Raw genomic sequence first — 26209 nt, 5'->3', positions numbered from 1 at the left:
ACCCGCATGCCGGAGGTTATAATGGCTGCAAATCCCAAAATCACGTTCATCGGAGCAGGCTCCACCGTCTTCATGAAGAACATCATCGGCGACGTGTTGCAGCGTCCGGCGCTTTCCGGCGCGACGATCGCCCTGATGGACCTCAACCCGCAGCGGTTGGAAGAAAGCGCCATCGTCGTCAACAAGTTGATCTCGACGCTTGGCGTCAAGGCCAAGGCCGAGACCTATTCCGATCAGCGCAAGGCGCTTGCCGGCGCCGATTTCGTCGTCGTCGCCTTCCAGATCGGCGGCTATGAGCCCTGCACCGTCACCGATTTCGAGGTGCCGAAGAAATACGGGCTGCGCCAGACGATCGCCGACACGCTCGGCGTCGGCGGCATCATGCGCGGCCTGCGCACCGTGCCGCATCTCTGGAAGGTCTGCGAGGATATGCTCGCCGTCTGCCCGCAGGCGATCATGCTGCAATACGTCAATCCGATGGCGATCAACACCTGGGCGATCGCCGAGAAATATCCGACCATTCGCCAGGTCGGCCTCTGCCACTCGGTGCAGGGCACGGCGATGGAGCTCGCCCACGATCTCGACATTCCCTACGAGGAAATCCGCTACCGCGCCGCCGGCATCAACCACATGGCCTTCTATCTCAAATTCGAGCATCGCCAGGCCGACGGCTCCTACCGCAACCTCTATCCCGATCTCCTGCGCGGCTATCGCGAGGGCAGGGCGCCGAAGCCCGGCTGGAACCCGCGCTGCCCCAACAAGGTGCGCTACGAGATGCTGACGCGGCTCGGCTATTTCGTCACCGAAAGCTCGGAGCATTTCGCCGAATACACGCCCTATTTCATCAAGGAGGGCCGCGACGACCTGATCGAGAAATTCGGCATTCCGCTCGATGAATATCCGAAGCGCTGCATCGAGCAGATCGAACGCTGGAAGGGCCAGGCGGAGGCCTATCGCACCGCCGACAAGATCGAGGTCGAGCCGTCGAAGGAATATGCCTCCTCGATCATCAACTCGGTCTGGACCGGCGAACCCTCGGTGATCTACGGCAATGTCCGCAACAATGGCTGCATCACCTCGCTGCCGGAAAATTGCGCCGCCGAAGTGCCTTGCCTCGTCGACGCCTCAGGCATCCAGCCGACCTTCATCGGCGACCTGCCGCCACAGCTGACCGCGCTGATCCGCACCAACATCAACGTGCAGGAGCTGACGGTGCAGGCGCTGATGACGGAAAATCGCGAGCACATCTACCACGCCGCGATGATGGACCCGCACACCGCCGCCGAACTCGACCTCGACCAGATCTGGTCGCTGGTCGACGACCTGCTCGCCACCCACGGCGACTGGCTGCCGGAATGGGCCCGCACATCGAAGAAAGTTCAGGCCGCCTGACCTCGTTCTCCCGGGTTAGGCATCAAGGAGCCCCGCGGTGTGGCAACGACCGCGGGGCTTTTGTATGGGAAAGCCTGTCGGCATCAATTGCCGGAAACTCTAAATCCCCGACCCATCGAGCTGCTCGTCGTCTTCGCCTTCCCAGGGCGACGGCATCGAGGTGCGATTGGCCGACGGCATCGGCATCCAACACTTCAACTCCGGCTCGGCATATTCGATGATATGCCCGGGCGAGGAATCAGACGCGCGCCAGCCTTCTCCCGCGAATTGATCGCCATGCGACCAATAGGCGAGATCAACCTCCGCCGGCCCCTGCTCGGACGCCCGGATCGTCACCAGGATCCGACTGCCGTCCTTCGGTGCGCTTGCCATCTGGCGCCAGCGATCTGGGTCGTCCATCGATTTTCCTCCTTGCTTGATGCTGGGGCGAGTGTTGCCTCGTCATCGGAAGCGGTCAACTCAAACTTTGTGGGAGCCGCCGTCTATCGGAGAAGTCGATCTTCCACTCTTTAAGGGGGCAGTACCATATCCACCACGAAGGCTTGTCCGCCAGTGTGTGCCCGCTCACCAGGGAGATGACGGGGGGGGAGGTTTCGGGCGTGGGGGGTGATCTAGACCCAGTATTGGTGTTCTCGTATGTGAAGCTGACATCACATTCGATACAGTCTTATGACAAGCAGAACCGAATTCAAGACATTGCGAAATGAATCGTTGTTTTGCATAAACGGCTCTTTCACTACAAGCTGTTCTGCACTATTTCTAAGCGGGTTGTGGGAGAAGGTGTCCAATGCCGGGGAAGTTGTTCTTCATCGAGGGCCCAGACGGTGTGGGCAAGTCGACGACGATCGAAAAGGTGAAAGACGCATTATTGCAGCGAGCCGCCCGATTTGAGTTCCTAAGCTTTCCTGGAAAGGCGGAGGGAACGCTTGGCGCGGTGGTTTATCGGATTCATCACGCTCCGACAGATTTCGATATAACGGCGATGAGCGAATTGTCGAAACAGGCGCTTCATATCGCAGCACATCTCGATGCCATCGAACGATTGATCGTCCCTGCGCTGCAATCGGGGACGCATATCGTCTTGGACCGGTTCTGGTGGTCCACACTGGTGTATGGCGCAGCGTCTAGTGTGCACGAAGCCGGCTTAAGGACGCTCGTGGAAGCGGAGCGACTGGTATGGGACAAGTTCCAACCGTCGCTCGCCGTTCTCCTCGACCGCGATCAGCCGATCGATCGAGATGATGAGATCCATAGCTGGCTGAAGCTGCGGGATGCCTACCGACAGCTCGCCACTGAAGAAAGCTCCCACTATCCAGTGGAGATCGTCACCAATATGCGCACGCCAGAAGAAGCGGTTTCGACCATCCTCGGCTTGATAGACAGGGCTCTAAGGGATTAATGTCCGATTTTCAGACATTTCCTGTTGGAAAATCGGACGCATTGTGTTAGACATGCTTAAACCCTCGGAGGATTGCATCCTTGCCATTAAGCCCCAGCACTAAAATAAAGGCTCCGCCTTATCCGCTCGATCAGATTCAGGAAACGCTGCTCGGAGAGCTGATAAAGTCCGTAAAGGACTTGGCCGAGTTCGAAGGCATCCTTCTGCCGAAGTCCGAGAAGGAGCTCGTGGTAAAGGCAATCCATATCGATTCCCACACAGTAGTCGAAATCCTCTGTGTTCTGGACGAGGTTGTCGGCTTCGAAGTTGGGCAGGGGGCTGTGCGGCCCGGGGGCTACGAATCCATTCAGGAAGCTGTCGACGATGTGACGGCTCGAATGGGCAAGCTTTGGGAAAAACATTTCGAAGGCGCGGACGCATGAAAAGTCCCGCTGATCAGGGAAAGTCGGATCACGCAGAGCGGCTCGCCATCGCAGATAAGTTGCGCGAGTCGAGGGAATATATCGGTCTCAGTCAAGACGAGGTCGCCAATCGCCTCGATATCCCGAGGACCGCGCTCTCCAACATCGAAACCGGACAGCGAAAGGTCGATGTCATCGAGCTTCGAAAACTTGCCACGCTCTATCGGCGGCCTGTCAGCTATTTCACGGGTGATGCCGACCCTTCGGAGATCCCGGCTCCTGTTCAACACTTGGCTCGAACGGCTTCAAAATTGTCATCCAATGATCTTCAGGAGCTAAGTCGTTTTGCTGATTTCCTGAAGAGCCGGTCATCGGTTGAGGAAGAATAGGATGACGCCCATCGAAACCGCCATTCGAAAAGCGATGACGGCCGCAGGCAGGCTGCAAAATGACCTGGCAATTCGCGACAGGATCGAACGCGCCAATGGACCCCTAAATGGCCAAGTTGACGTGTTCGGCGTCATGGCGCGCCTCAACTTGCCCCTCATTTTTCGCCCGCTGGACGGCCTTCTGGGCGCTTTCATGAGCGACCCCGCTCCGGGCGTGCTCGTCACCACCAAGCGTCCGCTCAGCGTACAGCGCTTTACGGCTGCCCATGAGCTCGGCCACTACTATCTTAAGCATAAGCCTAGCCTTGACGACGACTCAATCCTGCGCCGCAGCCCATTCGCGGCGTCAAGGGATGCCAATCTCCAGGAAGTGGAGGCAGATGCTTTTGCGGCATCGTTCCTGCTGCCCCAGTGGTTGGCGCTCTTTCACTGCAAGCGCCACGGCTGGACGAAGCAAAATCTTCCGGATCCGCGTGTCGTCTATCAGCTGTCACTTCGTGCCGGCACGAGCTATGCGGCGACCTGTTGGACCCTTGCTCGCTACAACATGATCACACGGTCGGAGGCGAAGCGGCTTGCCGAGATCGAGCCGAAGAAAATCAAGAAAGCTATACTTGGTGAGGTCGAGCCGGCAGCGTATTACGGGGACGTGTGGGAACTGGGCGAGGCCGACAGAGGCGAGGTTCTTCATGGGGGGCCTGACGATCTTTTCGTGATGCGCCTGAAGGAAAACGCTGGGGCCGGCTATCTCTGGCGGATCGACGCACTAAGACCGGAGGAATTTGCCGTTCGGGAAGACGTCCGGGAAGAGGTGGCGGACGACACGGCAGGAGGACCTGTAGTTCGGCGGATCGTCGCACAATCGGTAAGGCAGCAGCAGGGTACGATCCGAATGACGGAAGCTCGGCCTTGGCAACCGGGCAGCGTGGTCAACGACTATACTCTCGACGTTGATCTCTATGGACCTGAAGTCGCAGGCTGGTCGCGCGCCGAACGTCGGTTCCGGTTGGAGGCGGCCTGATGTCGAAGCCTACCCTTACCCATGATCTTCGAAGCTTGTTCGGCGATGTGCGCGATCAGGGCATCCGCCCTACATGTCTCGCATTTGCGGTGAGTGACTGTCATGCAGCCTTGCGCAATGGATGGGATCCACTGTCAGCTGAGTTTACGTTCTACCACGCGCAAAGGCGCGCAGGTCTCCCGCCGACCCAGGGTGCGCTCTTGTTGCGCATCCTCGAGGCGGTCAGGGATGATGGACAGCCGCCGGAAACGAGCTGGCCCTATCTCCCGGACCTGCCGACTGATCTCGATCACTGGGGCCCGCCGGCAGTCCAGACGAAGTATTTTAGGAATTTTGAGCGCGGCCCCGGGTCGTTCGACGAAATCGTCTCAAATCTGCTTGCCGGCTCTCCGACGGTGGTCGTCCTCTGCATCGGGGAAGCCTTTTTCAATCCCGTCGAAGAAGGCGTCATTGAGGGCTTTCCGGGGGAAAAGGATGTAATCCGGCACGCCGTCGTGGTGGTCGGGGCTGGGAATGTTGGAAACGAGCGAGCCCTTCTTGTGCGCAACTCCTGGGGACCGCTATGGGGCGTCAACGGACATGCGTGGGTGACTGAGAACTACATATCACAGAGGTTGCGCCGAATTGCGGTGCTGAAGGAGGAAGTCAGTGTATCTGCCCATGAAAACGCGGCCTAGCTGCGCATCTGCCTGGCTTGCCGCTGTCACTGCCGTGAACGCTGCCAATGGTAACCATGATGCCCAGAACGTTATCGTCGACGTCGCCGATCCTCTCGTCATGAGTGATACCGACCGCGAAGTTGTCGCCTTGGTCGATCAATACCTGCGCGATCACGGCAAGTACCCGGTGGAGACCGTTGCCAATACGATCTTCCCCCGCTCGCTTTATGCCAGGCACAAGGCGCCGGCTTTTTACGATGTCTACCGGGAAAAAGTCCTACCTCGCATTAAGAAGAACGATTGGGGCCGGTATTTTGACCGGATGATCACGTTTCCGCTTGAAAAGAAAGGCAAGTCCATCAATCCGTTGGACGACATGGTCACGAAGATGCGCACTCACGTCGGGGCCAAACGATGCTTCCGCAACATCTACGAGATCACCATCTATGATCCGATCCGTGATGCCGGCCCGCCAATGAACCGACAATGCCTGAGCTTCTTAAGTTTCAAGCTGACGGATGGCCCAAATCGGAAGCTTCTGCTGACGGCAGTCTACCGCAACCACTATTATGTCGAGCGGCTATTGGGAAATCTGATCGGCCTCGGTCGCTTGATGAAATTCGTAGCGGACGAAGTTAATGTAGCGGTTGGCAGCTTAACCATCGTCTCGACCCACGCCGAAGTCGATTGTCCCTCGGACCGGGACGGCCTGAACGAGCTGTTGGCGGAAGCCAGGGCAACAGGAAACCTCAAGGAGGTTGCCTGACTAGAGAAGATGTAGTTGTGCCTGCGCGACGGGCTGCCGCCGGATGCTGTAGAATGTTTCAACAGCGTCGATAAACTCGTTCTGGCCCCCGTAACTCGGATGCCGTACGGCTGTCGCGCTCAGTTCAAGATCGGCGAGTGCTGACTGGGCGTCGCGCCCGATCGCTACAAGATGTTTTGGCCGGAGCGCGTCGATCAGAGCTTCGAGAAGCGGTTTACAGGCGAGTCTCTCGCTTCTCGTATGACACCGGTTCGTCATCGGTTCGCCAGCGGCATGAGGATGGAAAGGAAACACGTTCCAGAGGAAAATCGGCTGTTCGATCGATTTGAGCATCTGCCAGACCACTGACGCGGTTCTCTCGGCGACCGGCGGTCCCTTTGTTGCCCGGCGCAAAGGCTCGGTTCCGAGCAGGTCGGCATGCCAGTCGAGATGCAATTCGTCAGTGAGTGCAAGGCCGGTGCGGCGCCCACCGCGGTAGCCGAGATCGCGGGCAATCCAGAACGAATGAACGCCTCTGTCTATGGCCGCATCCAGGACCGCCTCAAGGTTCCGGCGTCGAATGGCTGGCGATTCGTCCGTATCGAAATCCGGGCACGCATCAGCATATGGGTTGAACGCGTTTTCGAAACGGTAAGAAGCGAGTTCTTGAACAAAGGCAGCGGCTTTCATGGCACAAGCTCCTGCACGATCATGCTTCGTTTGTCCAGATCAAGAACCAGTCGTCCACGGCGACGTTCTTTCAGAAACCGATAAGCGGCATTGCCTGTCAAAATAGCCTGCTCCCAGAGCCATAATGGGCAAGACTCGGATTCAAATCCCTGCACAAATCCTTTGACCGTTTTGAGAAGATTCAAGTCGACCTCGTCGCGCCCCTCGAAGAAGCTATGTTGCTTCGCGCGCGAGAAGACGTAGGCCGCGACACCTTCTTCCACGATGATTGCGCGCAGCCCGTCTTCCCCGTCATCCACTTTGGTCTTGCTCTTTCGTTTCACTTTCAGAAGGGCTCGCGTCACCGGTGACCAGCCAAGCACGGCCGCGTAAGCGTAATGGAATGCGTCATGGAAGCGGTAAAAATCCTCGACAATGTTGTTGTCAGTCAGGCGGTCGCCAATATTCACGCCGTTGCATCGTTGGTAGACGAACGTTTTTTCACCGCTCTTGCGCTCGAAGATTTCGATTTGCAACCGACGCGGCAAGCGCTCCTCCTCGGGAAAATCGACGTCGAACAACGCTGGCGGCGTCCGATCAACGGGCCATTTATCCAATGCTTTCGAGATGTTGTGAACGGCGGCCTCGCCAAGGTCGACGCCTGCTTCCGTAGCAGCATCAACAAGATGACGAAAAATGACCGAAAGCTTGGTGACGAGGACGGTTCTGTCCATCTTGGAAACAGCTTCGCCCTGTTCATCGGCGAGGTTTCCAACGGCATTCGCGAGCTTCAAAAGCGTGCGAGAAACCTCTGTCGTCGGAAATGGCATGCGCAGACTGTGCTGGGGCTGCAGCCGCTGGAAAGTGAGCGGTGTGCCAGCTGAATGATGGAGGTCAGCAGCTAACTCTTCTAGTTTGATTTCGGCCTGTGCGGCAATGATTGCGAGATACCAAAGCGAGTCTCCAAACTCCTCGAGAACACCCCCTTCGTAAGAATCGTATGCGTTGGCGTCCCGCTGCTTCTTCTTGACCTCGCTCAGCAGACTGCCGGTTTCTCCGAATAATCCGAGAATAGGCAACCCCAGGCCGACACCTTTGCCTCGGGTTTTGTCTGTCGTCTCCGCCGCGATCTGGTAGTCATTCAGCGTAAGCGTTGAAGCGTCCATCCCGAATCCTCCCCTTTGGCAGGAGCGTGCCAGATTTTGGGAAGAATAGGAATCGGGTACTCTGAACTTATACGTGTTGTGGCTTGCCAGTCACACGCTTTCAAGTTTAACTCACGATGACAGGGAGGATCAGGCATGGTGCAGGTGGTTTTCGTTCACGGCGTCGCCAATCGGCAGACAGATAAAGGTTTCGATGCAAACGTTGCGGCGCGCGACCGCCGTTTCAAGGAATTGGCGTTTGCTCCGGCAAATTTTACGATCCGCAATCCATATTGGGGCGAATTCGGCGCCGATCCGCAATGGGAGCTGGCCTCCGTGCCGAAATTTGATACAGGATATCAGGCTCTTGGTATTGGCGACGTCCTGGCCCAAGGCGATGACGGCTCAGAAATCTTGGAGGCGGCCCAGGTCGATTTTGCCGCGGTCGTCGGGGCACTCTCAGTTGTTGCTCTCTCGGACCCGGACCAAATGAATGTCAAGGATAACGAAGCCTTCTGGATGAACGCTGCAAAGTATGCTGCGGCTCAGCCGAAGCCGGGATGGCTATCTACCGTAGCCGACGACGCAGAGTTTTGTGACAGGCTCCGCAAGGAGGCCGAAGCCGGAGCTGCCATTCAAGGTTTGGGGCTGCTCGACAAGGTGAAAGCCGCGGCCGACAAGCTGAAGAGCGGAGCCTCAAATCTCGTCAACAGCCCATTCGCACGCGCGGGCCGTGAGAAGGTCACACCAGGTCTTGCGATTTTCATCGGCGACGTCTTCCGTTATCTGCGAGAAGACAAGGCTCGCACTCATATCCGCGACAGGGTCTGCGATGCGATTATCGCGGCAGCCAAGGACAAGGAGCCAAGCGAGCCGCTTGTGCTGATCGGCCACAGCATGGGCGGGGTCATCCTCTATGATCTGCTGTCAAGTCCTGGAACAGTCGATGGCATATCTGCCGCCATCGGGACCAAACTCGAGGTGGATCTCTTCTTGACGGTGGGCTCACAGGTCGCGCTGTTTGAAGAAATGAAGCTTTATCAATCAAGCTCCGCTGAATATTCCGGCAAAGCCAAGCGCGTGCCGCGGCCCGCAGCGGTGAAGAACTGGTGGAATGCTTTTGATAAGATGGACGTCCTTTCCTTCATCACGGGGCCGATCTTCGAAGACACGCAAGATTTCTCGGTCGACACAGTTGCTGGCATATTTGATGCCCATGGCGCGTATTTCTCAAGCACGATGTTTTACACTCGGCTCAATGCCCGCCTGCAAGACCTCGGGCTGGTCGCGTGACAACCGTTTACCTCCGACAAGGCGACGCGCCTCAGACGCATGCTTTCATCATCGGCTGCGGGCGCTTTCCCAACCTCAGTCCCAACGGGGCGGCAGATCGGTTGGCCACGGCCGCCGGCGCACGAGCGATGGTGCGGTTCCTGCTTGATCGAGCTGACAGCTTGATCGCTTCGCTCGGCTCCATCGAGGTTCTGCTATCCGATCCGGCCCAGGCCGCTGGCCAGGACACTCTCGGTCTTGGCGTCATCGAGCACGATCCTCGGGCCGACGATAGCGTCGACCGCGCAAATGATCCGAACTATCATGCCTCAGGCGACCGCTGGATAGGTCGGTGTCGTCCGGGAGATCATATGTTCTTCTACATGGCATCACATGGGATCACAGACAGCGACACGACCGCCGTCGCCGTGCTGGAGGACATACGTTCAATCAACCACAGACCGTGGGCCCAGTCGATCAACATCACGCAACTCGCCTCGGCACTTCCAACTTTGCAAGCTGATGGCTGCTGGGTATTCCTTGACGCCTGCCAGGAAGTCATTCCCGCCGTATTTCAGCAGATCGGCGGAGCCCAAAGCGCTCCTCTGATCACGCCTGATATCACGGCTTTGACGCGACGGCGCACAAGCTCGGTCTCGTTGGCTGGGTCTAGACTGGGATCCAGCGCATGGGCACCTGCCGGTGATGCTCCTCCCTTCTTTACCCAGGCATTGATCGAGGGATTGAGCGGGGCAAGCGTCGAGTTTACAACTTCCGATGGTTGGGTCGTAACTGGCCAACAAATCCTTTTTACATTGCGACGCATTGCGAATGCGGCATTCAACAACACGGATCTTCAAACGGAATCCCTGACGCAATTCAATAGAGATGTTAAGCTGCTAAGGGTACCGCATCCGCAGATCCCCGTCGTGGTGCGTACTGCGATAGAGAACCATATGCTTGCCGCGGTATCTGTCACAGCGAATGATGGCAACGGGCGAGTTTTTGCCAAGAATGATGGGGAACTGGCATGGCGGTTTCGGGTCGATCCCGATCTTGCCCGCTACACAACGTCAGCGCGGTTTCAAAACGGAAATCCAGCCTACCAAGATCAAGTCTTCGTCGCCGCCCCGCCGGCTCAGATCGTGGAGCTCGTGGAATGACCGGCAACCAGGATCTTCATAATATACGGATCGTCGCACCGGCGCCTGTCCCCTATCACTTTCGAGTGGTCGCGATGGAACGCGCCAATATTGGCGCCGATCTGCTAAGCGACAAAGACGGAGTTGCCGAGACCCAGCTACAGTCCGGTACATTCTTGTGTTACGCAGAGGATCTGACGACCGGGGCATTGCTGACCACGAAAATTGACGTCTACCGCGACAGCCCCAGTCCTTTGATCGTGCCACTCGGCGACAAGCCACGGCAGACATCGGTCGAGAGCAATTTCCGGCCAAGTCGGATCGAAGCGTACAGAGCCTTTCGGACAGCTGCCTCGGTGCTCGAAGAGGTCGACGAAGATCTCGTGCCGGTGGTATCTCCAAATTTGGCTGAGTTCTCTTTGAAGCAGTTCTCCAGCGCCATGACGCCGCTCACGTCCCGTCTAACTAAGCGCTTCTCGATTGGGCTTTCCATAGACCTGACCTCTGCCAAACGAGGAGGCTGGCGCGCATTCAACGATTTCGATGGCCTCGCGTCGCGGAAAGATGGAAACCAACTTATTCTCGATTTCAGCGCCCTCGCACGCCGACCGAAAGAACGGTTGCGATTGAGCGTAAGCGTTGAGGGCGATCCCGCGTGGCAGGTTAACTTGCCTCAATTCGACTCTGGTCTCCAAACGGAAATCCGTCTCGTTAGATCGGCCTTCGGTCCGGAACTTACCCTGCGATTGATCGCGCCCGATCCCAGTCTCGCGCTCGTCCTTTCTGGGTCGCGTGGCCCTTACCCCGGCGTGGAAAAAGTTTCGGGATTTCGGGCGCGAGACCAAGCCAAGCTGAATGCCGACCCGTGGACTGATTTGTCTTGGGCGCTGGCTGATATCAGAGCAGGTATTGTTCCCAGGCGACTTAGGGATGGACCGTGGCCCTGGAAAAAATTCGATCCAATAAGCGATGGCTACGTAGTTTGGGCTTGGATGGTTGCCAGCACCACCGACAAGACAACGATTAGTTTGGATCAGCGTTGCCTTGAAGCTCTGGTGCAAGCTCGCAGGCTTGGCATGCCGTACTTTTCGGCAACAAGCGATCTGGCAGTTGACTTACTTCAAGCGCTTGCGTCTTCATCGAAAGATGGTGCGGTCCGCGCCTCAGCGAAGTACGAGGCTGCATTGTGGCGACGCCGCGGGCGCACAAAGCTTAGAACAGGGCCATTCTTTGCTTGGGAACGTTCCGGAGGCGGGCTGCAGACGGGCAAATTGCCGTTGCCCACTTACAATACGTTGGCTTCCGGCAAGATGGATTTGGACGTTTTGCACGTAGATTTACCCTAGTGGTAAGAGCCGATTCACGGGCGCGCCGATTGCCCTTCACGTCGTCATCAGCGTCAGCATCAGCAAAATGTCATCCTCACTTGCCTGCGGTCGTTAAATAGCTTGGCCCGATGACCGCGCTTTTCCATCATTCATCCAGCATTGCATAGAGCGGGCGAGAAAGAATGCTTCGGGCCGCCCAGAACACACGACGATAAACGCTTAGTTTAGGTCAGAGTGTTGTCAAACTGAACACCTCTGGCGCCTTGCAGCGGTTCAGGGCATCCTATGAAGGCTGAAAATTGTGTTTTGGCAGTTGGAGGAATGCCGATGCGCTGCTTTACCGTGCTTGGACCTTCGCAGACCGGAAAATCGACAGTCGTGGAAAAGCTCGGCTCGCTGGAGGGGACGCCGAGAAAATCCAGCTCCCCTTATGGATTGAACCTCACAGAATTCACCTTCGGAAACGAGGCGTGGTGTGCACTGGATGCGCCAGGACCCAACGAAGCGTTGGCGCATGCGCAGCACGCGCTTCTTGCCAGCGACGCCTGCATATTGTGCGTTTCATCGGCACCCGAAGAGGCCGTGCTCGCCGCGCCCTATCTCCGGATAATCGAAGCCTCGGGGACGCCCTGCATCCTCTTCGTCAACCGGATGGACGAACCGAGAGGGCGGTTGAGGGACGTGATCGCCGCGCTTCAAGACTACGCCGGCCACACCCTTTTGCTTCGCCAGATCCCGATCCGCGAGGGCGACAGGATCATTGGCAGTTGCGATCTGATTTCGGAACGGGCGTGGCGCTACCGGGAAGGCCAGACTTCGGCGCTGATCGCAATCCCTGAAAGCACTGCCGAACGCGAGCACGAAGCGCGCACCGAGCTCCTGGAACACCTGTCCGAATTTGATGACTGGCTTCTCGAGGAACTGATCGAGGACCGCGAGCCATCCAGCGACGCGCTCTATGCCATTTCATCCCGGGTTCTCAGGGAAAACAGGATTATCCCGGTCCTGATCGGTGCTGCAAGTCACGGCAACGGCATGATGAGGCTGATGAAGGCGCTGCGCCACGAGGCGCCGCCGGTCGGGATTCTCAGGCAGCGTCTCGCTCAGAGGGGAACGGTCGATGAAGGCAAGCTGGTGGCCGTGAGCTTCCATGCCTATCATCGCCAGAATATCGGCAAGACGGTGCTGGTGCGCGCACTTGGCGAGGGACTGCGGCAAGGCGCATTGTTGGGCGGCTCCAGCCTCGGCGCCGTCCAAAATCTCGCCAACGGGCGGTCCAATTCGGCGGTTCTGCCTGCGCCGGGAGATGTCTTCGCGACCGTCAAGTCCGACCACCTGTCTGTCCCTTCGCTGTTGGCCTCCGGCGCGGTGGTCGCCCCGCCTGAGTGGACGGAACCACCCACGCCGATGCTTGAAAGGATCCTGGTTCCGGGCAGCGAGCGCGATGAAAACAAACTTTCCGAAACGCTGGCGAAACTTTCCGAGACGGATCGCGGCCTGAAAGTCTTGCAGGAGGAAGGCACGGGCGCTCAACTCGTCCGCGCCCAGGGGCCGGTGCATCTGCGTGATCTCTGCCGAACGCTGGCCGAAGTCTTTCACATCTCCGTGACCGAGCGGACGCCCAGCCCGATCTACCGCGAGACGATCGCCAAACCATCGGAGGTTCATTACCGCCATCGCAAACAGACCGGTGGTGCCGGGCAATTCGCGGACGTGAAGTTGAGCATTCACCCCAACGAGCGCGGCCAGGGCTTCACCTTTGGCGAAACCGTCAAGGGCGGCGCCGTTCCGCGCAATTACTTCCCCGCCGTCGAAGCGGGCGCGCGCGAAGCGATGGAGAAAGGACCGCTGGGCTTCGAAGTCATCGATGTCGGCGTAACGCTGTTGGATGGTCAGCACCATGCCGTCGACAGTTCGGAACACGCCTTCCGGACTGCGTCGAGAATGGGGGTGCGACAGGCGCTTTCCGAAGGATCGCCCGTCTTGATGCAGCCGGTCTTCCGCACGGAGTTCCACATCCCGTCGGTCTATTCCGGCAGCCTTGTCCAGATCGTCGCCGCTCTCAACGGTCAGGTTCTCGGCTTCGACCGTGATGAAACCGCCAAGGGATGGGACATCTTCCGGGCGCTCGTTCCGGGCGGCGCACTTGAAGATCTGGCGCGGGCGCTGCGCTCGGCGACGCAGGGTATTGGTTATTTTTCCAAGACCTTCGATCACTTCGAGGAACTATACGGCAAGGAAGCGGACGCCATTGTGAAGGCAAAGGAGAAATCGGGCACCGCACACTGAGACGCTCGCGCCACTTCATGCTCGTTCACAGAGCCGGGCTCACGCCCGCCGTTACGTGCCTGAAATGTTTGCAGTTGTAGTCGCACAAGCCCGCAGTTGGGGGCTTGCTTACGCATTGCCAGGGGTGTGCAGTGACGCCCCCGCCTTTTCGGCCGCTGCCCGCAGACGCTTGTCTCTGGTCCATAAGGCCGCTCGCTGATCGAGGAGAACTGAAGCCATCAAATGGGCATCTGTGTAGCCAATGCCCATGCTGAAAATGGCGTGGCGATCGATCATCATCATGACTTCGTCGTGCGTCGCGACGAACGCTTCGCGCTGGGCCGCCAGGAAAGCTATCACGTTACTGCGATCCCGCAGGCTGCCAAGTGCGAGCTCTCCGATCACAGCTGGATGGCATAGGAGACAATCGTCCTCGATAATCCTGCGCAGCTCCGAATCGGCATGCCGGAAATGATCGATCCAGATGGAACTGTCGGCAAGTATCACTTGCGAGCTGCGCTCCGGCGGCGTGGAGCTGCCTCCGCATCCGGCATAGTTCCGCCGAGGGCGATGAGGCGTTTTCCCGACTCCACACGAACAAGCGTCTCCAACGCTTGGCGGACCAGAGTGGCGGTTTCTTTCGTGCCGGTTAGGGCCCTGGCCCTTTCCATGAGGGCGTCGTCGAGATTGATGGTTGATCGCATGGTCGGGCTCCTGATCCTGGTGTTGAAAATAGCACCATTTGGTGATGAAATCCACGCCCGGTATTCACGTCTGAGACGTCCGCGGCTTGGCCCAATGAACCGCGCTTTCCCATCATCGATCCAAAATTGCGTAGAGCGGGCGAGAACGAATGCTTCCGGCCGCCCAGAACACGACGACGATCCGTTCCCATACGCTTCATTGCCTCCTGTCCTTCATTCCGAACAGTTTCGCGGCTCCTCAAACCATTCCATTTGCCACCCGCTTGCCAAAGAACCATAATTGCGCCACCTAAATCGCCCATCGACAAAGCACGCATAAGAATTGGATCCACGCTGAATGCGCATAGCCTACGTTTTTCTTGGTGCATTTCTTGCAATTGCGCCGTCCGCATATGCTGAAGTTGCACCGCCGCCTGTTTTGAAGCCGCTGGAGCGGCAGGCGGATGCGGCTTTGTTGAGCGCGCAGTTTCTGTCGCGCTACAGCTACAAGCCGGTGGCGCTCGATGACGCCTTGTCGGCGAGGGTGATGGATGGGTTCATCAAGGCGCTGGATCCGGATCGCATGCTTTTCCTGCAGGCCGATATCGACAAGTTCATGGCGGACCGCAGCAAGATCGACGATGCGATCGAGCGAAAGGATCTGAAGATCCCGTTTGCGATCTTCAATGCTTATGAACGGCGCGTTGCCGACCGCATGAGCTATGCGCGCAGCCTTCTGAAGCAGGGGTTCGATTTCAGCGTGAAGGAAGATTATGCGGTGCTGCGCGAGAAAGCGCCCTGGCCGCAGTCGGAAGCCGAGAGCAATGAGCTTTGGCGCAAGCGCGTCAAGAGCGACTGGCTGCGGCTGACGCTCGGCGGCAAGACCGATGCGGCCATTCGCGAAACGCTCGACAAGCGTTATGAAAACACGCTCGAGCGCGCCTACAAGTTCAAGAGCGACGACGTTTTCCAGTCGTTCATGGATGCCTATTCGAACGCGGTCGATCCGCACACGGATTATTTCGGGGCGGCCGCTTCGGCCGATTTCAATGTCTCGATGAAGCTTTCGCTGTTCGGCATCGGCGCGGTGCTGCAGGAGCGCGACGATTACACGACGATCCGTGAGCTCGTGCCCGGCGGGCCGGCGCAGCTCTCCGGCAAGCTTGCCGTCGGCGACCGCATCACCGGCGTCGGCCAGGGCAAGGACGGGCCGATCAAGGAAGTGGTGGGCACGCGCCTCGACGAGGTCGTGCAAATGATCCGCGGCAAGAAGGGCTCCGTCGTGCGCCTGGATATCCTGCCGGCGGATGCCGGCGCCGATGCCACGCATCGCGTCGTCAGCCTGGTGCGCGACAAGATCAGCCTCGACAAGCAAGCCGCCAAGAAGACGGTGCTGTCGGTCAAGGCGGGCGATGCCACCCGCAAGATCGGCATCATCACCCTGCCGGTCTTCTATGAGGATTTCGACGCCAAGAACAAAGGCGACAAGGATTATAAGAGCGCCAGCCGCGACGTCGCCAAGCTTCTCGAGGAACTGAGCCAGGAGAATGTCGACGGCGTTCTCATCGATCTGCGCAACAATGGCGGCGGCTCGCTCGACGAAGCGATCGATCTCACCGGCCTCTTCATCGGCAAGGGCCCGGTCGTTCAGCAGCGCGCCAGCAACGGCAAGATCGTGGTGAAGAGCGCGGATTTTGCAGCACCCGCCTGGACGGGCCCGATGGGCGTGCTGATCAACCGCGGCTCGGCCTCGGCGTCGGAAATCTTTGCCGCGGCCATCCAGGATTATGGACGCGGCGTCATCATCGGCGAACCCAGCTTCGGCAAGGGCACGGTGCAGACGGTCGTCGATCTCGACGAGGTGGTTCACAACAGCAAGCCCGAGCTCGGCGAACTGAAGGTGACGATTTCGCAGTTCTTCCGGGTCAATGGCGGCACGACGCAGCTGCGCGGCGTCACCCCCGATATCAGCCTGCCGGGCCTGTCCGATCCGGCGAGCTTCGGCGAGACGAGTTATGACAATGCCCTGCCTTGGGCAGAGATCAAGCCGGCGAAATATACGCCGGAAGGCGATGTCGCGGCGTTGGTGCCGGCCCTGCAAAGCCGTCATGACGCGCGGGTCAAGAGCGATCCGGATTTCCAGCGCCTGATCGAGGACATTGCCGAGCTGAAGGCGCAGCGCGAAAAAGGCGTCGTGTCGCTGAACGAAGCCGAACGCCGCAAGGAAGCGGCGGCCCGCGAGAAGCGGTTCAAGGATCGGGCCGAGGCGAGCGACGGCGAGGATCCGACCGGAGATGACGGCCTGCAGTCGGACGAGCGCAGCCTGAGCGCCGATATCGCCATGGAAAACGCCCGCAAGAAGGCAAAGGACGTCCTGCTCGACGAGGCGGCCGCCATTGTTGCGGACGGGGCGGATTTGCAGCAGGGCGGCGTCAAGGCAGCGACGACACAAACGGGAAAGCCCGAGGGAAAATAGGGGCCTGCGCCGCGCGAACGAGGGATAGCGTAACGGCGATATCTTTACGATGCTTGTAAAGATGGTGTCGTTACGCTATTTGTAAGGCTCCAGATAGGAGTTTCCCATGCCCGCCTCGTCCACGAACAAAAGCCCTGAGGCAAGCGTGCCGCTGAACATGCGCATCAAGCCTGCGACCCGCAATTTGATCGACCGCGCCGCCGAACTGCTTGGCAAGACGCGCACGGACTTCATGCTGGAGGCTTCGGAGCGCCGCGCCGAGGAAGTGCTGCTCGACCGCACTGTATTCACGGTCAGCCCCGAAACCTATGCCGAATATCTTGCCCGCCTTGATGCACCGGCTGAGCCCAATGAACGTTTGAAACGGACGATGTCCACCAAAGCGCCGTGGGATGAAGCGTGACCCTCAGCCGGCCGGCGCCTTTGGCCGATCATCATGAGCTGGGCGAATTCAGGTGCGGTGTGGCTGAACTGGACGAATGGCTGCGTCGCCGCGCCCGCGCCAATCAGGCAGGTGGCGCATCGCGCACCTTCGTCGTCTGCCAGGGGAGCCGGGTCATCGCCTATTACGCGCTCGCCTCCGGCGCGGTGCGGCAACCGGAAGCGCCTGGTCGTTTTCGGCGGAACATGCCCGATCCGATTCCGGTTGCCGTGCTTGGCCGCCTTGCCATTGATCAATCCCACCAGGGGCGCGGTATCGGCAGGGCATTGGTGCGCGACGCGGGCCTGCGCCTGGTCAACGCCGCAGAAATTCTCGGAATCCGCGGCCTGCTGGTGCATGCAATTTCCGACGGCGCGCGCGCCTTCTATGAGGCGGTCGGCTTCCTGCCCTCGCCATCCGATCCCATGATGCTGATGGTCGGGCTGCATGATCTCAATAGCGCGCTGCGGTGAAGCCGGTCGCGGCGAGCTGTTCTCGTTGACGTTTCCGTAATCACGGGTGGCACCATTGCTTGCCGCAACCGGCCCTTTCCTCGTAAGATTTCTGCGCCATGTCATGCCAGGACAACCAGACAGGGTAGGGTATGGACGCGCTCGTCGAACAGCTTCTCAATCTTTCCGCACACACCGAAACGCTGATTGCGGTCTATGATGGGGATGACCGGCTGCAATATGCCAACAGTGCCTTTCGTTCGGCCTATTTCATCGAACCGGACGAGACGCCGCTCTGGCCGGATCTCATGCGGCGCAATTTCGAGCTGAACCGGGGCACGGTCCTTCGGACCGACAATTTCGAGGCGTGGCTGCGCTCGACCCAGTCGCGCCGCGGCAAGATCGGCTATCGCGCCTTCGAGACCGATTTGTGCGACGGCCGCTGGCTGTGGATGACGGAGACGGTCCAGCAGAACGGCTGGATGTTGTGTATCGCCAGCGACATCACGCGGTTGAGAGCGCAGGGCCGGACGGTCCGGCAGGATCGGGACCAGGCGATCAAGGCGTCCTATACCGACGAGCTCACCGGCGTCGCCAACCGCCGCTTCGTCATGGCCCGCGTCGACGACATGCTGGCCGCCGCCCGGGGTGGCGGCAGCGGCTGCCTTGCCGTCTTCGACATCGACAATTTCAAGCGCATCAACGATCGGCTCGGCCACCACGCCGGCGACCTCGTCCTGCGCGATTTCGCCCATCGCATTCATCAGAATGTGCGCCGCAACGATTGTTTCGGCCGGGTCGGCGGCGAGGAATTCCTCCTCGTCATGCCGGCAACCGGCCAGGAGGACGCCATCGCCATGATCGAGCGCATGCTGACGGTGATCCGCTTTTCCCGGCCGCTCGCTGACTCGCCCGATTTCAGCTACACCTGCTCCGCCGGCATCGCTGCCTGCCTCCCGTCAGACAGCGTCTCGGAGCTTTATCGGCGCGCCGACGAGGCGCTCTATGCCGCCAAGATGAGCGGCCGCGACAGGGTGCGAGCGGCGTAGGGTTATCGGCGTTCGAGCGCGCTACTTCCCGCGTTTATTGCCCGCGATTGGTTGCAGAGCATTTACCTTTGCGTCTAGGGCGTCGAGATCGCTTTGCAACACGCGCTTTGGTTTGGGAAACGTGATTGTTCCAGTCTCATCGAGTTCAAGCGGAATTTCGTAATCGGAGGGCACCGGATCGACATTTGGCACCGTTTCGTAAACGGTGACGCCGCCCACGCCGTTACTGTGCCCGATCAGTACATAGAAGGTAGTCGGGTGATTTACGGCAACCTTCTCGAGTTTCGTACCCGTCTTAGTGTCGACGCAGGGACTATCGCTAAGCCAGTCTTTCACTGTGAGCGAAGCGTAGGCTTTCGAAATGTAAACATCAACCTTATATGGCATAATTGCCCTCCCGTTGCTGTAGACTCGACCTACTCGTTATTGAGGCGACCATTGCGATGCGCCATTCTCAGGGTGATGGCGTAGGAACTAGGCGACCTCTTGCCTGGCAACTGCGAATCCAGAATGAGGCTCCTTGCGTCGCCAAAGGCCGTCGTAATTTCGAGGATTTGTTCAGATGCGGTGATCCGCCACATTTGGTAACCCAGATCTTTGTCAAAGCCGCAGCCCTTGGCCTCCTCGGCATCTGGGCCGGTGATAATAAAAATGCGGGTTGAATCCAGCCTGTAGCAATGGCCCTCGAAAGCGTAGCCATAAGCAAGCACTGTGTAGCCGGTTACTCTTCCGGCATGCAGCTTAATTTGCAGCTCTGCTTTACTCACAAGCCCGACATCCAGATGGGCGATGCCGTTAGCGTCATTCAAATCTATGCCGTAAAGTATAATCTCATCCGCTTTATAGCGGCGCCCAGAAAGTGAGGGTGCTGGAACGCTTTCGTCTGTCATCGATGCCTCCCGTCGTTGGTTAGAGAATGCCGCGCCACCTCATGCAATCGTCAAGCTGGTCGAGATAGGAGACCCCGCGCCCGCGGCTCGCCGCCTCGAGGAAGGCCAGGGCCGCCGCTTCGAAGGTCAGGCTGTCGGGATCGAGGTATTTCCAGGAGCGAATGAGCGCTTGGCCGATGATGTCGCGCGCCTCCTGCAGGGCGGACTTCGCGGCGAAATGGGCCAGCTCGTAAGAGGCTCTGTGGCCGCGCAACCCTTCTTCGATCAGCGCCGGCGCCATCTGCTGGCGCAGGTCGCTGAAGCGCCTCGGATCGATATCCGACACGCCGCGTTCGAAGAGCAGCGACTGATAGACCTCGACGAGGCAGTCGAAGAGGCCTGATGCAAAGGGCTTTGAGCGGTCGTGCACTTCCTGGCTGACATCGCCGATACGAAGCGAGTTGTTGAGCGATCTCAGCTGTTTCTCGTCGCTGAGCTCGGCAAATTTGTCGAGTTCGTTGTGCAGCAGCAGGTTGCCGCCGGTGCGGCGCAGCAGCCGGTCGAGCGCGGTGTCGAAGTGCAGCAGTCCGAGCAGCGAGATGAAATCGGCGATCGCTTCGTGGTAGGCAAAGAAATCGCAGGCCGCTCCGTCGCCTTCGAGGATTCCGAGTTCGCTGAGCAGAATGAGGTGGCCCATTTCGTGGGCGACCGCATCGAAATTCAGCGCGAAACAGGATGGCGCGCCGTGTTCCTCGCTTTCGCCGAGTTCGAGAAAGCCGAAGCCGGATTGGGCGTTTTGCCAATGCGGGATGCGGGGGACGATTTCCAGCCGTTCCAGCGTCGGCTGGAAGAACCAGACGATCGAGCGGCCGAGATAGCCCTCGCAGATGTCGAGAACGCGGCGGGTGCAGGCATAGCTGTGCGTTGCAAGGAAGGCCGGTGAGCCCGGCCCGATGTGATCGAAATGGCCGTCGGGGCCGGGTTCGGCCGGCGGCTGCAGCAGGCCGGGATAGGGCGGGATATAGGGCGCGGCGTAGGGCGATTTCGCCTCGAGCGGATTTGCCACATAGATGCGGGCGTCGGACGGTCCCGCCAGGATCGGTCCTGCCGAAGGCCCGATCCACACCACTTCGGGTTTCTCGTAACCGGGAATGAAGGATGGCTGGGGAAAGACGAGGAAACGTGTCCCGAGCGGCCGCTCTGGAGCTGCCCCGTGGCCTGCGCCCTCGATATGCGTGATGGCATCCAATGCTGCCCCCACCGCTCGTTGCCCAACGTCAAGCGATCGTCGACTATACCAGTACTACGTGCCTTTCGGCAATAGACTATCGAGCATGTTGTAGTACTCCATGTCGTTGGCGAATGATTCCGTAAGTTCAAATGCAAAATGAATGTCTTCATTCAGCCGGTTGATCTTTTGATCGGCGAGATATTTCAGCAGATTTACCGCATCGCGGCACTTCCGGCTTTCCGCTCCGGCTTGCAGCCAGGCATTTAGTGCTTCGATTTCGTCCGCGGCGGCACAATTGTTTTCGGCCGCCTCCAGCAGCTTCGGGAAGGATCTTTCGCTGAAATGAAGCGCGCGCGCCAGAGTTTCGAGATTGCATCGCAGCCGTCTTTCGATGACGCCGGCGCGTTCGGCCTTCTTGAGCGTCAGCCTGATGTCGATGAGGGCGTCGCCGAGGGCGCGTGATCCGAGTGCTGCGGGCGCCATCGGCACCGTCACGTCGGCATCGTCGGCGAGCGGGTGCCTTCGGTACCAGCGGTAGATCAGCCCGTGGCCGATCATGCCCTGTGGCGCGAGTTCGGCGGCCCGCAGCGCGCCGATGCTGGCGGCGCCGTAGATGCGCACGCCGCGGGCCATCGCCCACAGGATTTCCTGATGGCGGACGGCCGGAAGCTGGCCGAAGACGCCGTCGACCAGCACGATCGCCGCAGGCGCATATTTGGCCACGGCCCGCACGATGTCCGCGCAGCCGACGGGAGGAAGGTAGATCGCATCCAGATAGGTCCGGGCTTGCGGCTCAGAGAGGGTAGGGCCGAGAAAAACCACGATATCATCCCGCAAGATCGGCCTCCGGATTGGTTTCCAGCGGCGGCGCAACGACGCGGACGACGTGCAGCGGAATGCGGTCATCCGAATGAAGAACCACCAGGACGGCTGCATGCGCGCCGGCGAGCTTCAATGCCTCGATGACCGGCGCAAGGGATTGCTCTTCGGCCGCAGAACAGTCCTTGGGGATGGAGCGGCCCGCTTTGGCGAGTTGCAGGCGCCAGGCGGCCAATTCCTCGGCGTCGGCATAATTATAAAGCTCCGTCCTGATATCGTCGCGCGCTGCCGAAATGACGCCGAGGCGGGACTGGCAGGCTTCCAGCAAGGCGCTGGTCAGCGCGCCATCATGGCTGATATCGCAGCCGAAACCTTCGGCCGGCAGCGGCGCAAAAGGGGCTCTGCCGGCATCTTCCATCACGTGGCACCAGTAGATCGGCAGGGCGTGCGGCGCCGGGATCTGCCAGATCCCGACGACAAAACCTGCCTTGGAGAGCTGCCGCATGATGTCGCCGGCGTTTCCCGATTGCACCGACCGGGCGTCGATCTGGAAGCGGTCGAAGAAATGCGGGGTCTTCATCGCCGTGCAGCGGGCCTGCCGTTCCAGGATCTCCAGGCAGGCATGCCGGACAGCGCCTTGCAGGCTCGTGCCGGCGGCGAGGCCCGTCGTGTCGCGGGCGATCCAATGGGGATGCGGCGACGGGACGATATAGGCGGTATCGACGAGAGCAAGCGGAACGGCCATTTGCCGCCCCGAAAAGAGATCCAGCCCGGCAATCCAGGCGAGCATCGCCTCGTCCCGGCCGATGCCGAGGTGCGACCAGTCTCCCCGTGCATTCATGGCGCGCAGGCTTGCCGTGACGATGCGCTCCTGATCAATCCGCTCCGAGGCCCAGCCTTCCAGGGATTCCATCAGGCCCGATATCGCCGCCAGCGGAAGGGTCAGCCCCTTGCCCTGGCTGACGGCGACCGAGCGTGAGCGCGGCCGCACGACCTGGACAACCGGGACGCCGATCCAGTCGAGCCCGGTGATCGAACCGAGCCTGGTGATGCCGTAATCCTGTCTGCGCGCGAGGATGCGCTGCACCGTCTGCCGGGGATCGGGAGGCGAGGGGAGCTCGGTCTTCAAGATGATATCAAGGATGTTATCGAGCGTCGCTTCGTCCATCACATCCTTCCATCTCTGCTAGAGCATGATGCCGAAAAGCGTGAGCGGTTTTCGGACGACATCATGCTAACTCTTTAATTTAGAACAGGATTCAGATTTTAGGCCGACCGGGCCTAAAATCATCCTGTTCTAGGGCCGCGGCAGTCCGTCCAGGCTTTGCTTTGCTCTTTCCGCCAGCCAGGCGGCCTTTTGTCCTTCGGCAATCTGGATGGCGCGTGTCAGGTCTCGTCTGATCGATGAGGGCGGCTCGTTCAGATCGTCTCTCAGTTGGGCGCTGAGGCGGTAGAGTTCGGCGAGCCAGAACGATTGGCCGCTGCTGCGCCCGACATTGATCGCATTCTGGACGGTCGCCAGGGCTTCGGCGGACCGGCCGCGCTGCCGCAGCACCTGCGCATGCATGTCGCTGTGCATGGAAAAATTGTCGTCGGTGCCCAATTGCTGCTGGAGCGCCAGGCCGCCGGCAAAACGCTCTTCGCCGCCGGCTGCCGACGAGGTCATCAGCTCCGCCCAGCCGCAATACATGTTGGCCCGCGCCTGGCTTGCCGCCAGCCCGTGCCGCTCGGCGAGCGACAGCATCTGTTCGCCGAGTGCATGGACCTCGTCATAGCGGCCCTGGCAGCGGGCAAGCACCATGGCGTAATAGAGCGCGTGCACCATGCTGCCGGCGTGATCGGTGGCGTTCGCCCATTCCAGGCATTGTCCGATCGCATGTTCGCTCGCCTCGGCGTCGTCGAGCAGCAGATAGGAAAGCGCGCTCTCGCCGAGGCCGCAGACCTTGGCGTCATGGCCGCCGAAGAAGGCCCGATTGCGCACCGCGCTTTCCGGATCGTAGAGCGCGAGGCCCTTGGCGACACAGTCGAGACAAAAGCCGTGCTCGCCGGCGTGGAAGCTCGTCGCCCAGCCGCAGTGATAGGATTGAAGCCGCGTCTCCCGATCCTCGACGGCTTGCATGTCGCTGATGAGAATGCGCGCGCGTGACTGCTGGGTCAGAATGTTGGGGGCGGTGAACCACCATCCCCAATAGACCGGGAAATGTTTGACGCGCACGGCCGAGGGCTGTTTGCGCAGAAGCTGCATGGCGCTGGCATAGACCCGCCGCGCGCTCTGCGAGCCCTCGCCTTCGAGCGCGCTTGCCACGACGCCTTGAAGTTCGAACAGGCTGAGCGCGAGTTCGGTGCGGTCGGGGTGGCGCCGGGAAAGGTTGCCGACCGCCTCGGCACAGAGTTCGAGCGAGACATTCGCCTCCTGCATGGCGGAGCGGAGAACGCTTGCCTCCGCCGCCGCCAGGGCAAATCGGGCGGCAGCGTCGTGCAGGCCTGCCTCGGCACACTGCCAGGCGGCGATTGCCGCCGGCAGGCTGGGCTTTCCTTCGCCGATCAGGAGATCGGCGATCCGCCGGTGGATGCGGCGCCGGTCGCTCTTGAGAAGGCTGCTATAGGCCGCCTCCTGCGCCAGCACGTGCCGGAACTGATAGGAGCCGTGCGAGGTGGTCGAACGCTCGATGATGCCTTGCGACAGAAGCTGCTCGATATCGACGTCGACGCTGCGGCGGCTGACTCCTTCGAGGAGATAGGTGAGCAGCGAGATGCTGAATTCGCGGCCGATGACGCTGGCAAATTGCGCCGCCCGGCGTGCCGAACCGGTCGCGGCGAGCCTGGCCGACAGCAGATCGTTGAGCGAGGTGACGCCGCCTTCCCTCAGCAGCCCTTTCCATTCCGAGAGCGATTTGCCCAATGGCTGCCTGCCGCGGAAGAAACTGGCCAGTTCTTCCGCATAGAGCGGCATGCCGTCGCATTGGTCGAGAATGAAATCCGACAGGCCGGGCGGGGGATGCTCCCGCCAGATCGAGGCGACGAGATCGCGAACCGCGGCCGCGGTCAGCCCCGGCAATTCGATCTCGCTGGCGACCGCGAGAGATCGTCGGATTCTCGATGTCTGAATGACCAGGATCGGAAGCTCGGCCGCCAGCGATCCCAGCCTGTCGATCAGCTCCAGCGTCATGTCGTCGGCCCAGTGCACATCCTCGAAGATGAGGAGCGTCGGGAGACCGGCCGCCTTGCATGTCAGAATGTCGGCGGCGGCTTCGATGACCTTCCGCCGGAAGGCGCGCCCGGAGAGATCGGAGACGCGGATATTGCGCGACATCGCCGGCGAACGGTCGGCGGTGAATGCGAGGATGGTGTCGGCGACGGATGCATCGAGCTGTCGGCCGGAAGCTTGAAGAGCCCGCATGAAGGCGTCGTTGTCGCCATCCTTCAGGACCGCGGGGTCGGCGACCAGCCGTTCGAGAAACGAAACGAATGGATGCAGCGGCTGGCTCTCCAGGCGCCTGCCGCATTGGAAGATCACGGTCTCATGCGCGCTCGGCCGCAGATTTTCGGCGAATTCGCCGACCAGCCTGGATTTGCCGATGCCGGCCTCGCCGACGACGGCGATCAGGCTTCCCTTGCCGCCGAGCGCCGAATTCCAGGCGCTGGAAAGGGCGGCAAGCTCCTTTTCCCGGCCGCGGATCGGCCTGTCCTGGCCCTGGGACGGCGATGGTTCCGGGGCCGATTGGTCGCGCTCCTGCGGGCGCCAGAGCGCAATCGGATGTTCGAAGCCTTTCAGCCTTGCCTCCCGCAGCAGGCTGTAATCGAATTTCTGCCGGGTGAGCTGGACGGTCGAATCGGCGACAAGGACGGAATTTGGATCGGCCTCGGCTTGCAGCCGTGCCGCCAGAACCGGCGCCGTGCCGACGATCTCATCGCCTTGCGTGGAGAAGACGACGAGCCCGGTGGCAACCCCGATCCGCAGCCGGAACGGCCTGCGCGCCTTGGCCTTGGTCTGAGTCTCGGCCCCGGCCGCGACGCGCAGCAGTTCCAGAGAAGCGCGCACCGCGCTTTCAGCGGCATCCTCGGACTGTTCGGGATAGCCGAAGAAGCAGCATCCGCCATCGCCGAGCCGCTGATGAAGAAATCCCCCGTGTTTCCTGATGACCGCTTCGGCGCTCTGATGTAACGCCGAGACAGACCGGAAGAATTTCTCCGGCTCGCTGCGCAACAAGAGCTCGGTGGAGCCGACAATGTCATAGAAAAGGGCAGTGACCTGTCGCCGCTCACCTGTAAACCGAATTCGTGCGTCGAGGGTTTTCATAGCGGGGCGCCCAACACCACTGAAGCCATACTCAGGACAGCCGATTTAATGCCTGCATGCAAGCTTTTCGTGCGGTACC

The 26209-nt window shown here is 60.0% G+C and carries 26 protein-coding genes; 15 read left to right on the top strand and 11 right to left on the bottom strand.

Annotated features, from left to right (window positions below):
• The first annotated feature begins 21 nt into the window (after positions 1-21).
• Positions 22-1392, top strand: coding sequence for an alpha-glucosidase/alpha-galactosidase (locus tag CO671_RS15225; RefSeq protein WP_097606611.1), 1371 nt, complete (start codon positions 22-24; stop codon positions 1390-1392).
• 99 nt (positions 1393-1491) lie between these two features.
• On the opposite strand, the gene CO671_RS15220 is transcribed toward CO671_RS15225, so the two are convergent.
• The gene (locus CO671_RS15220; protein WP_097606610.1) at positions 1492-1791 is read right to left on the bottom strand and encodes a hypothetical protein; all 300 of its coding nucleotides are present in this window, start codon (positions 1789-1791) and stop codon (positions 1492-1494) included.
• A 388-nt stretch (positions 1792-2179) separates the two neighbouring features.
• Here CO671_RS15220 and CO671_RS15215 point away from each other — a divergent pair, with 388 nt between their 5' ends.
• From CO671_RS15215 to CO671_RS15190, 6 genes are all read left to right on the top strand, one after another.
• Entirely contained in the window at positions 2180-2791 is a 612-nt protein-coding gene (locus CO671_RS15215; RefSeq protein ID WP_097606609.1) for a hypothetical protein, read from the top strand.
• Between the two features lie 80 nt (positions 2792-2871).
• Entirely contained in the window at positions 2872-3213 is a 342-nt protein-coding gene (locus tag CO671_RS15210; protein ID WP_097606608.1) for a hypothetical protein, read from the top strand.
• Positions 3210-3581 carry a helix-turn-helix transcriptional regulator gene (locus CO671_RS15205; protein ID WP_097606607.1) on the top strand — a complete coding sequence of 124 codons (372 nt, stop codon included), beginning with the start codon at positions 3210-3212 and terminating at the stop codon, positions 3579-3581. The genes CO671_RS15210 and CO671_RS15205 overlap by 4 nt, the downstream gene beginning before the upstream one ends.
• Position 3582: 1 nt before the next feature.
• Positions 3583-4602 (top strand): protease inhibitor I42 family protein, encoded by a 1020-nt coding sequence (locus tag CO671_RS15200; RefSeq protein ID WP_097606606.1) that lies wholly within the window; start codon positions 3583-3585, stop codon positions 4600-4602.
• Positions 4602-5279 carry a C1 family peptidase gene (locus CO671_RS15195; RefSeq protein WP_097606605.1) on the top strand — a complete coding sequence of 226 codons (678 nt, stop codon included), beginning with the start codon at positions 4602-4604 and terminating at the stop codon, positions 5277-5279. Before CO671_RS15200 ends, CO671_RS15195 begins: the two co-directional genes overlap by 1 nt.
• Positions 5251-6027, top strand: a complete 777-nt coding sequence (locus tag CO671_RS15190; protein WP_210201912.1) for a hypothetical protein — start codon at positions 5251-5253, stop codon at positions 6025-6027. Before CO671_RS15195 ends, CO671_RS15190 begins: the two co-directional genes overlap by 29 nt.
• On the opposite strand, the gene CO671_RS15185 is transcribed toward CO671_RS15190, so the two are convergent.
• Together CO671_RS15185 and CO671_RS15180 are read right to left on the bottom strand one after the other, a co-directional pair.
• On the bottom strand, positions 6028-6696 hold the full coding sequence (locus tag CO671_RS15185) for a uracil-DNA glycosylase (RefSeq protein WP_097606604.1): 669 nt from the start codon (positions 6694-6696) through the stop codon (positions 6028-6030). It abuts the gene before it with no gap.
• Positions 6693-7841, bottom strand: coding sequence for a nucleoside triphosphate pyrophosphohydrolase family protein (locus tag CO671_RS15180; RefSeq protein ID WP_097606603.1), 1149 nt, complete (start codon positions 7839-7841; stop codon positions 6693-6695). Before CO671_RS15180 ends, CO671_RS15185 begins: the two co-directional genes overlap by 4 nt.
• Before the next feature lie 135 nt (positions 7842-7976).
• On the opposite strand from CO671_RS15180, the gene CO671_RS15175 reads away from it, so the two are divergent.
• The 4 genes from CO671_RS15175 to CO671_RS15160 all read left to right on the top strand — a co-directional run bounded on the left by CO671_RS15175 (position 7977) and on the right by CO671_RS15160 (position 13851).
• The gene (locus tag CO671_RS15175; RefSeq protein WP_097606602.1) at positions 7977-9113 is read left to right on the top strand and encodes a hypothetical protein; all 1137 of its coding nucleotides are present in this window, start codon (positions 7977-7979) and stop codon (positions 9111-9113) included.
• Positions 9110-10255 (top strand): caspase family protein, encoded by a 1146-nt coding sequence (locus CO671_RS15170; RefSeq protein ID WP_097606601.1) that lies wholly within the window; start codon positions 9110-9112, stop codon positions 10253-10255. Before CO671_RS15175 ends, CO671_RS15170 begins: the two co-directional genes overlap by 4 nt.
• Positions 10252-11580, top strand: coding sequence for a hypothetical protein (locus CO671_RS15165; protein ID WP_097606600.1), 1329 nt, complete (start codon positions 10252-10254; stop codon positions 11578-11580). The genes CO671_RS15170 and CO671_RS15165 overlap by 4 nt, the downstream gene beginning before the upstream one ends.
• 309 nt (positions 11581-11889) lie before the next feature.
• Positions 11890-13851: an elongation factor G gene (locus CO671_RS15160; RefSeq protein WP_097606599.1), complete on the top strand. Its 1962-nt coding sequence runs from the start codon at positions 11890-11892 to the stop codon at positions 13849-13851.
• 108 nt (positions 13852-13959) lie between these two features.
• Here the strand turns inward: CO671_RS15160 and CO671_RS15155 are convergent, their stop codons facing one another.
• Complete coding sequence (locus CO671_RS15155) at positions 13960-14337, bottom strand: type II toxin-antitoxin system VapC family toxin (RefSeq protein WP_097606598.1); 378 nt, start codon at positions 14335-14337, stop codon at positions 13960-13962.
• The gene (locus CO671_RS15150) at positions 14334-14534 is read right to left on the bottom strand and encodes a type II toxin-antitoxin system VapB family antitoxin (protein ID WP_097606597.1); all 201 of its coding nucleotides are present in this window, start codon (positions 14532-14534) and stop codon (positions 14334-14336) included. Before CO671_RS15150 ends, CO671_RS15155 begins: the two co-directional genes overlap by 4 nt.
• Positions 14535-14871: 337 nt before the next feature.
• Between CO671_RS15150 and CO671_RS15145 the strand changes: the two genes are divergently transcribed.
• The 4 genes from CO671_RS15145 to CO671_RS15130 all read left to right on the top strand — a co-directional run bounded on the left by CO671_RS15145 (position 14872) and on the right by CO671_RS15130 (position 18911).
• The gene (locus CO671_RS15145) at positions 14872-16989 is read left to right on the top strand and encodes a carboxy terminal-processing peptidase (RefSeq protein WP_097606596.1); all 2118 of its coding nucleotides are present in this window, start codon (positions 14872-14874) and stop codon (positions 16987-16989) included.
• A 106-nt stretch (positions 16990-17095) separates the two neighbouring features.
• On the top strand, positions 17096-17392 hold the full coding sequence (locus CO671_RS15140; protein ID WP_097606595.1) for a DUF1778 domain-containing protein: 297 nt from the start codon (positions 17096-17098) through the stop codon (positions 17390-17392).
• Positions 17389-17883 carry a GNAT family N-acetyltransferase gene (locus tag CO671_RS15135; protein ID WP_010034905.1) on the top strand — a complete coding sequence of 165 codons (495 nt, stop codon included), beginning with the start codon at positions 17389-17391 and terminating at the stop codon, positions 17881-17883. Before CO671_RS15140 ends, CO671_RS15135 begins: the two co-directional genes overlap by 4 nt.
• Before the next feature lie 131 nt (positions 17884-18014).
• A complete protein-coding gene (locus CO671_RS15130) occupies positions 18015-18911 on the top strand; it encodes a GGDEF domain-containing protein (protein WP_097606594.1) in 897 nt (298 codons plus the stop codon).
• A gap of 21 nt (positions 18912-18932) precedes the next feature.
• Here the strand turns inward: CO671_RS15130 and CO671_RS15125 are convergent, their stop codons facing one another.
• The 6 genes from CO671_RS15125 to CO671_RS15100 all read right to left on the bottom strand — a co-directional run bounded on the left by CO671_RS15125 (position 18933) and on the right by CO671_RS15100 (position 26130).
• A complete protein-coding gene (locus tag CO671_RS15125) occupies positions 18933-19298 on the bottom strand; it encodes a hypothetical protein (protein ID WP_010034897.1) in 366 nt (121 codons plus the stop codon).
• Between the two features lie 29 nt (positions 19299-19327).
• Positions 19328-19801 (bottom strand): hypothetical protein, encoded by a 474-nt coding sequence (locus CO671_RS15120; protein WP_010034889.1) that lies wholly within the window; start codon positions 19799-19801, stop codon positions 19328-19330.
• A 19-nt stretch (positions 19802-19820) separates the two neighbouring features.
• The gene (locus CO671_RS15115; RefSeq protein WP_245424984.1) at positions 19821-21029 is read right to left on the bottom strand and encodes a hypothetical protein; all 1209 of its coding nucleotides are present in this window, start codon (positions 21027-21029) and stop codon (positions 19821-19823) included.
• Between the two features lie 54 nt (positions 21030-21083).
• On the bottom strand, positions 21084-21848 hold the full coding sequence (locus tag CO671_RS15110; protein ID WP_010034886.1) for a TfuA-like protein: 765 nt from the start codon (positions 21846-21848) through the stop codon (positions 21084-21086).
• Complete coding sequence (locus CO671_RS15105; RefSeq protein WP_010034885.1) at positions 21838-22998, bottom strand: YcaO-like family protein; 1161 nt, start codon at positions 22996-22998, stop codon at positions 21838-21840. The genes CO671_RS15110 and CO671_RS15105 overlap by 11 nt, the downstream gene beginning before the upstream one ends.
• Positions 22999-23127: 129 nt before the next feature.
• The gene (locus tag CO671_RS15100; RefSeq protein WP_097606592.1) at positions 23128-26130 is read right to left on the bottom strand and encodes an AAA family ATPase; all 3003 of its coding nucleotides are present in this window, start codon (positions 26128-26130) and stop codon (positions 23128-23130) included.
• Positions 26131-26209: the final 79 nt, after the last annotated feature.

This window comes from Rhizobium sp. M10, assembly GCF_002531955.1.
In the GTDB taxonomy this organism is placed as follows: domain Bacteria; phylum Pseudomonadota; class Alphaproteobacteria; order Rhizobiales; family Rhizobiaceae; genus Rhizobium; species Rhizobium etli_C.
This window is presented reverse-complemented; position numbering and strand designations above follow the sequence as displayed.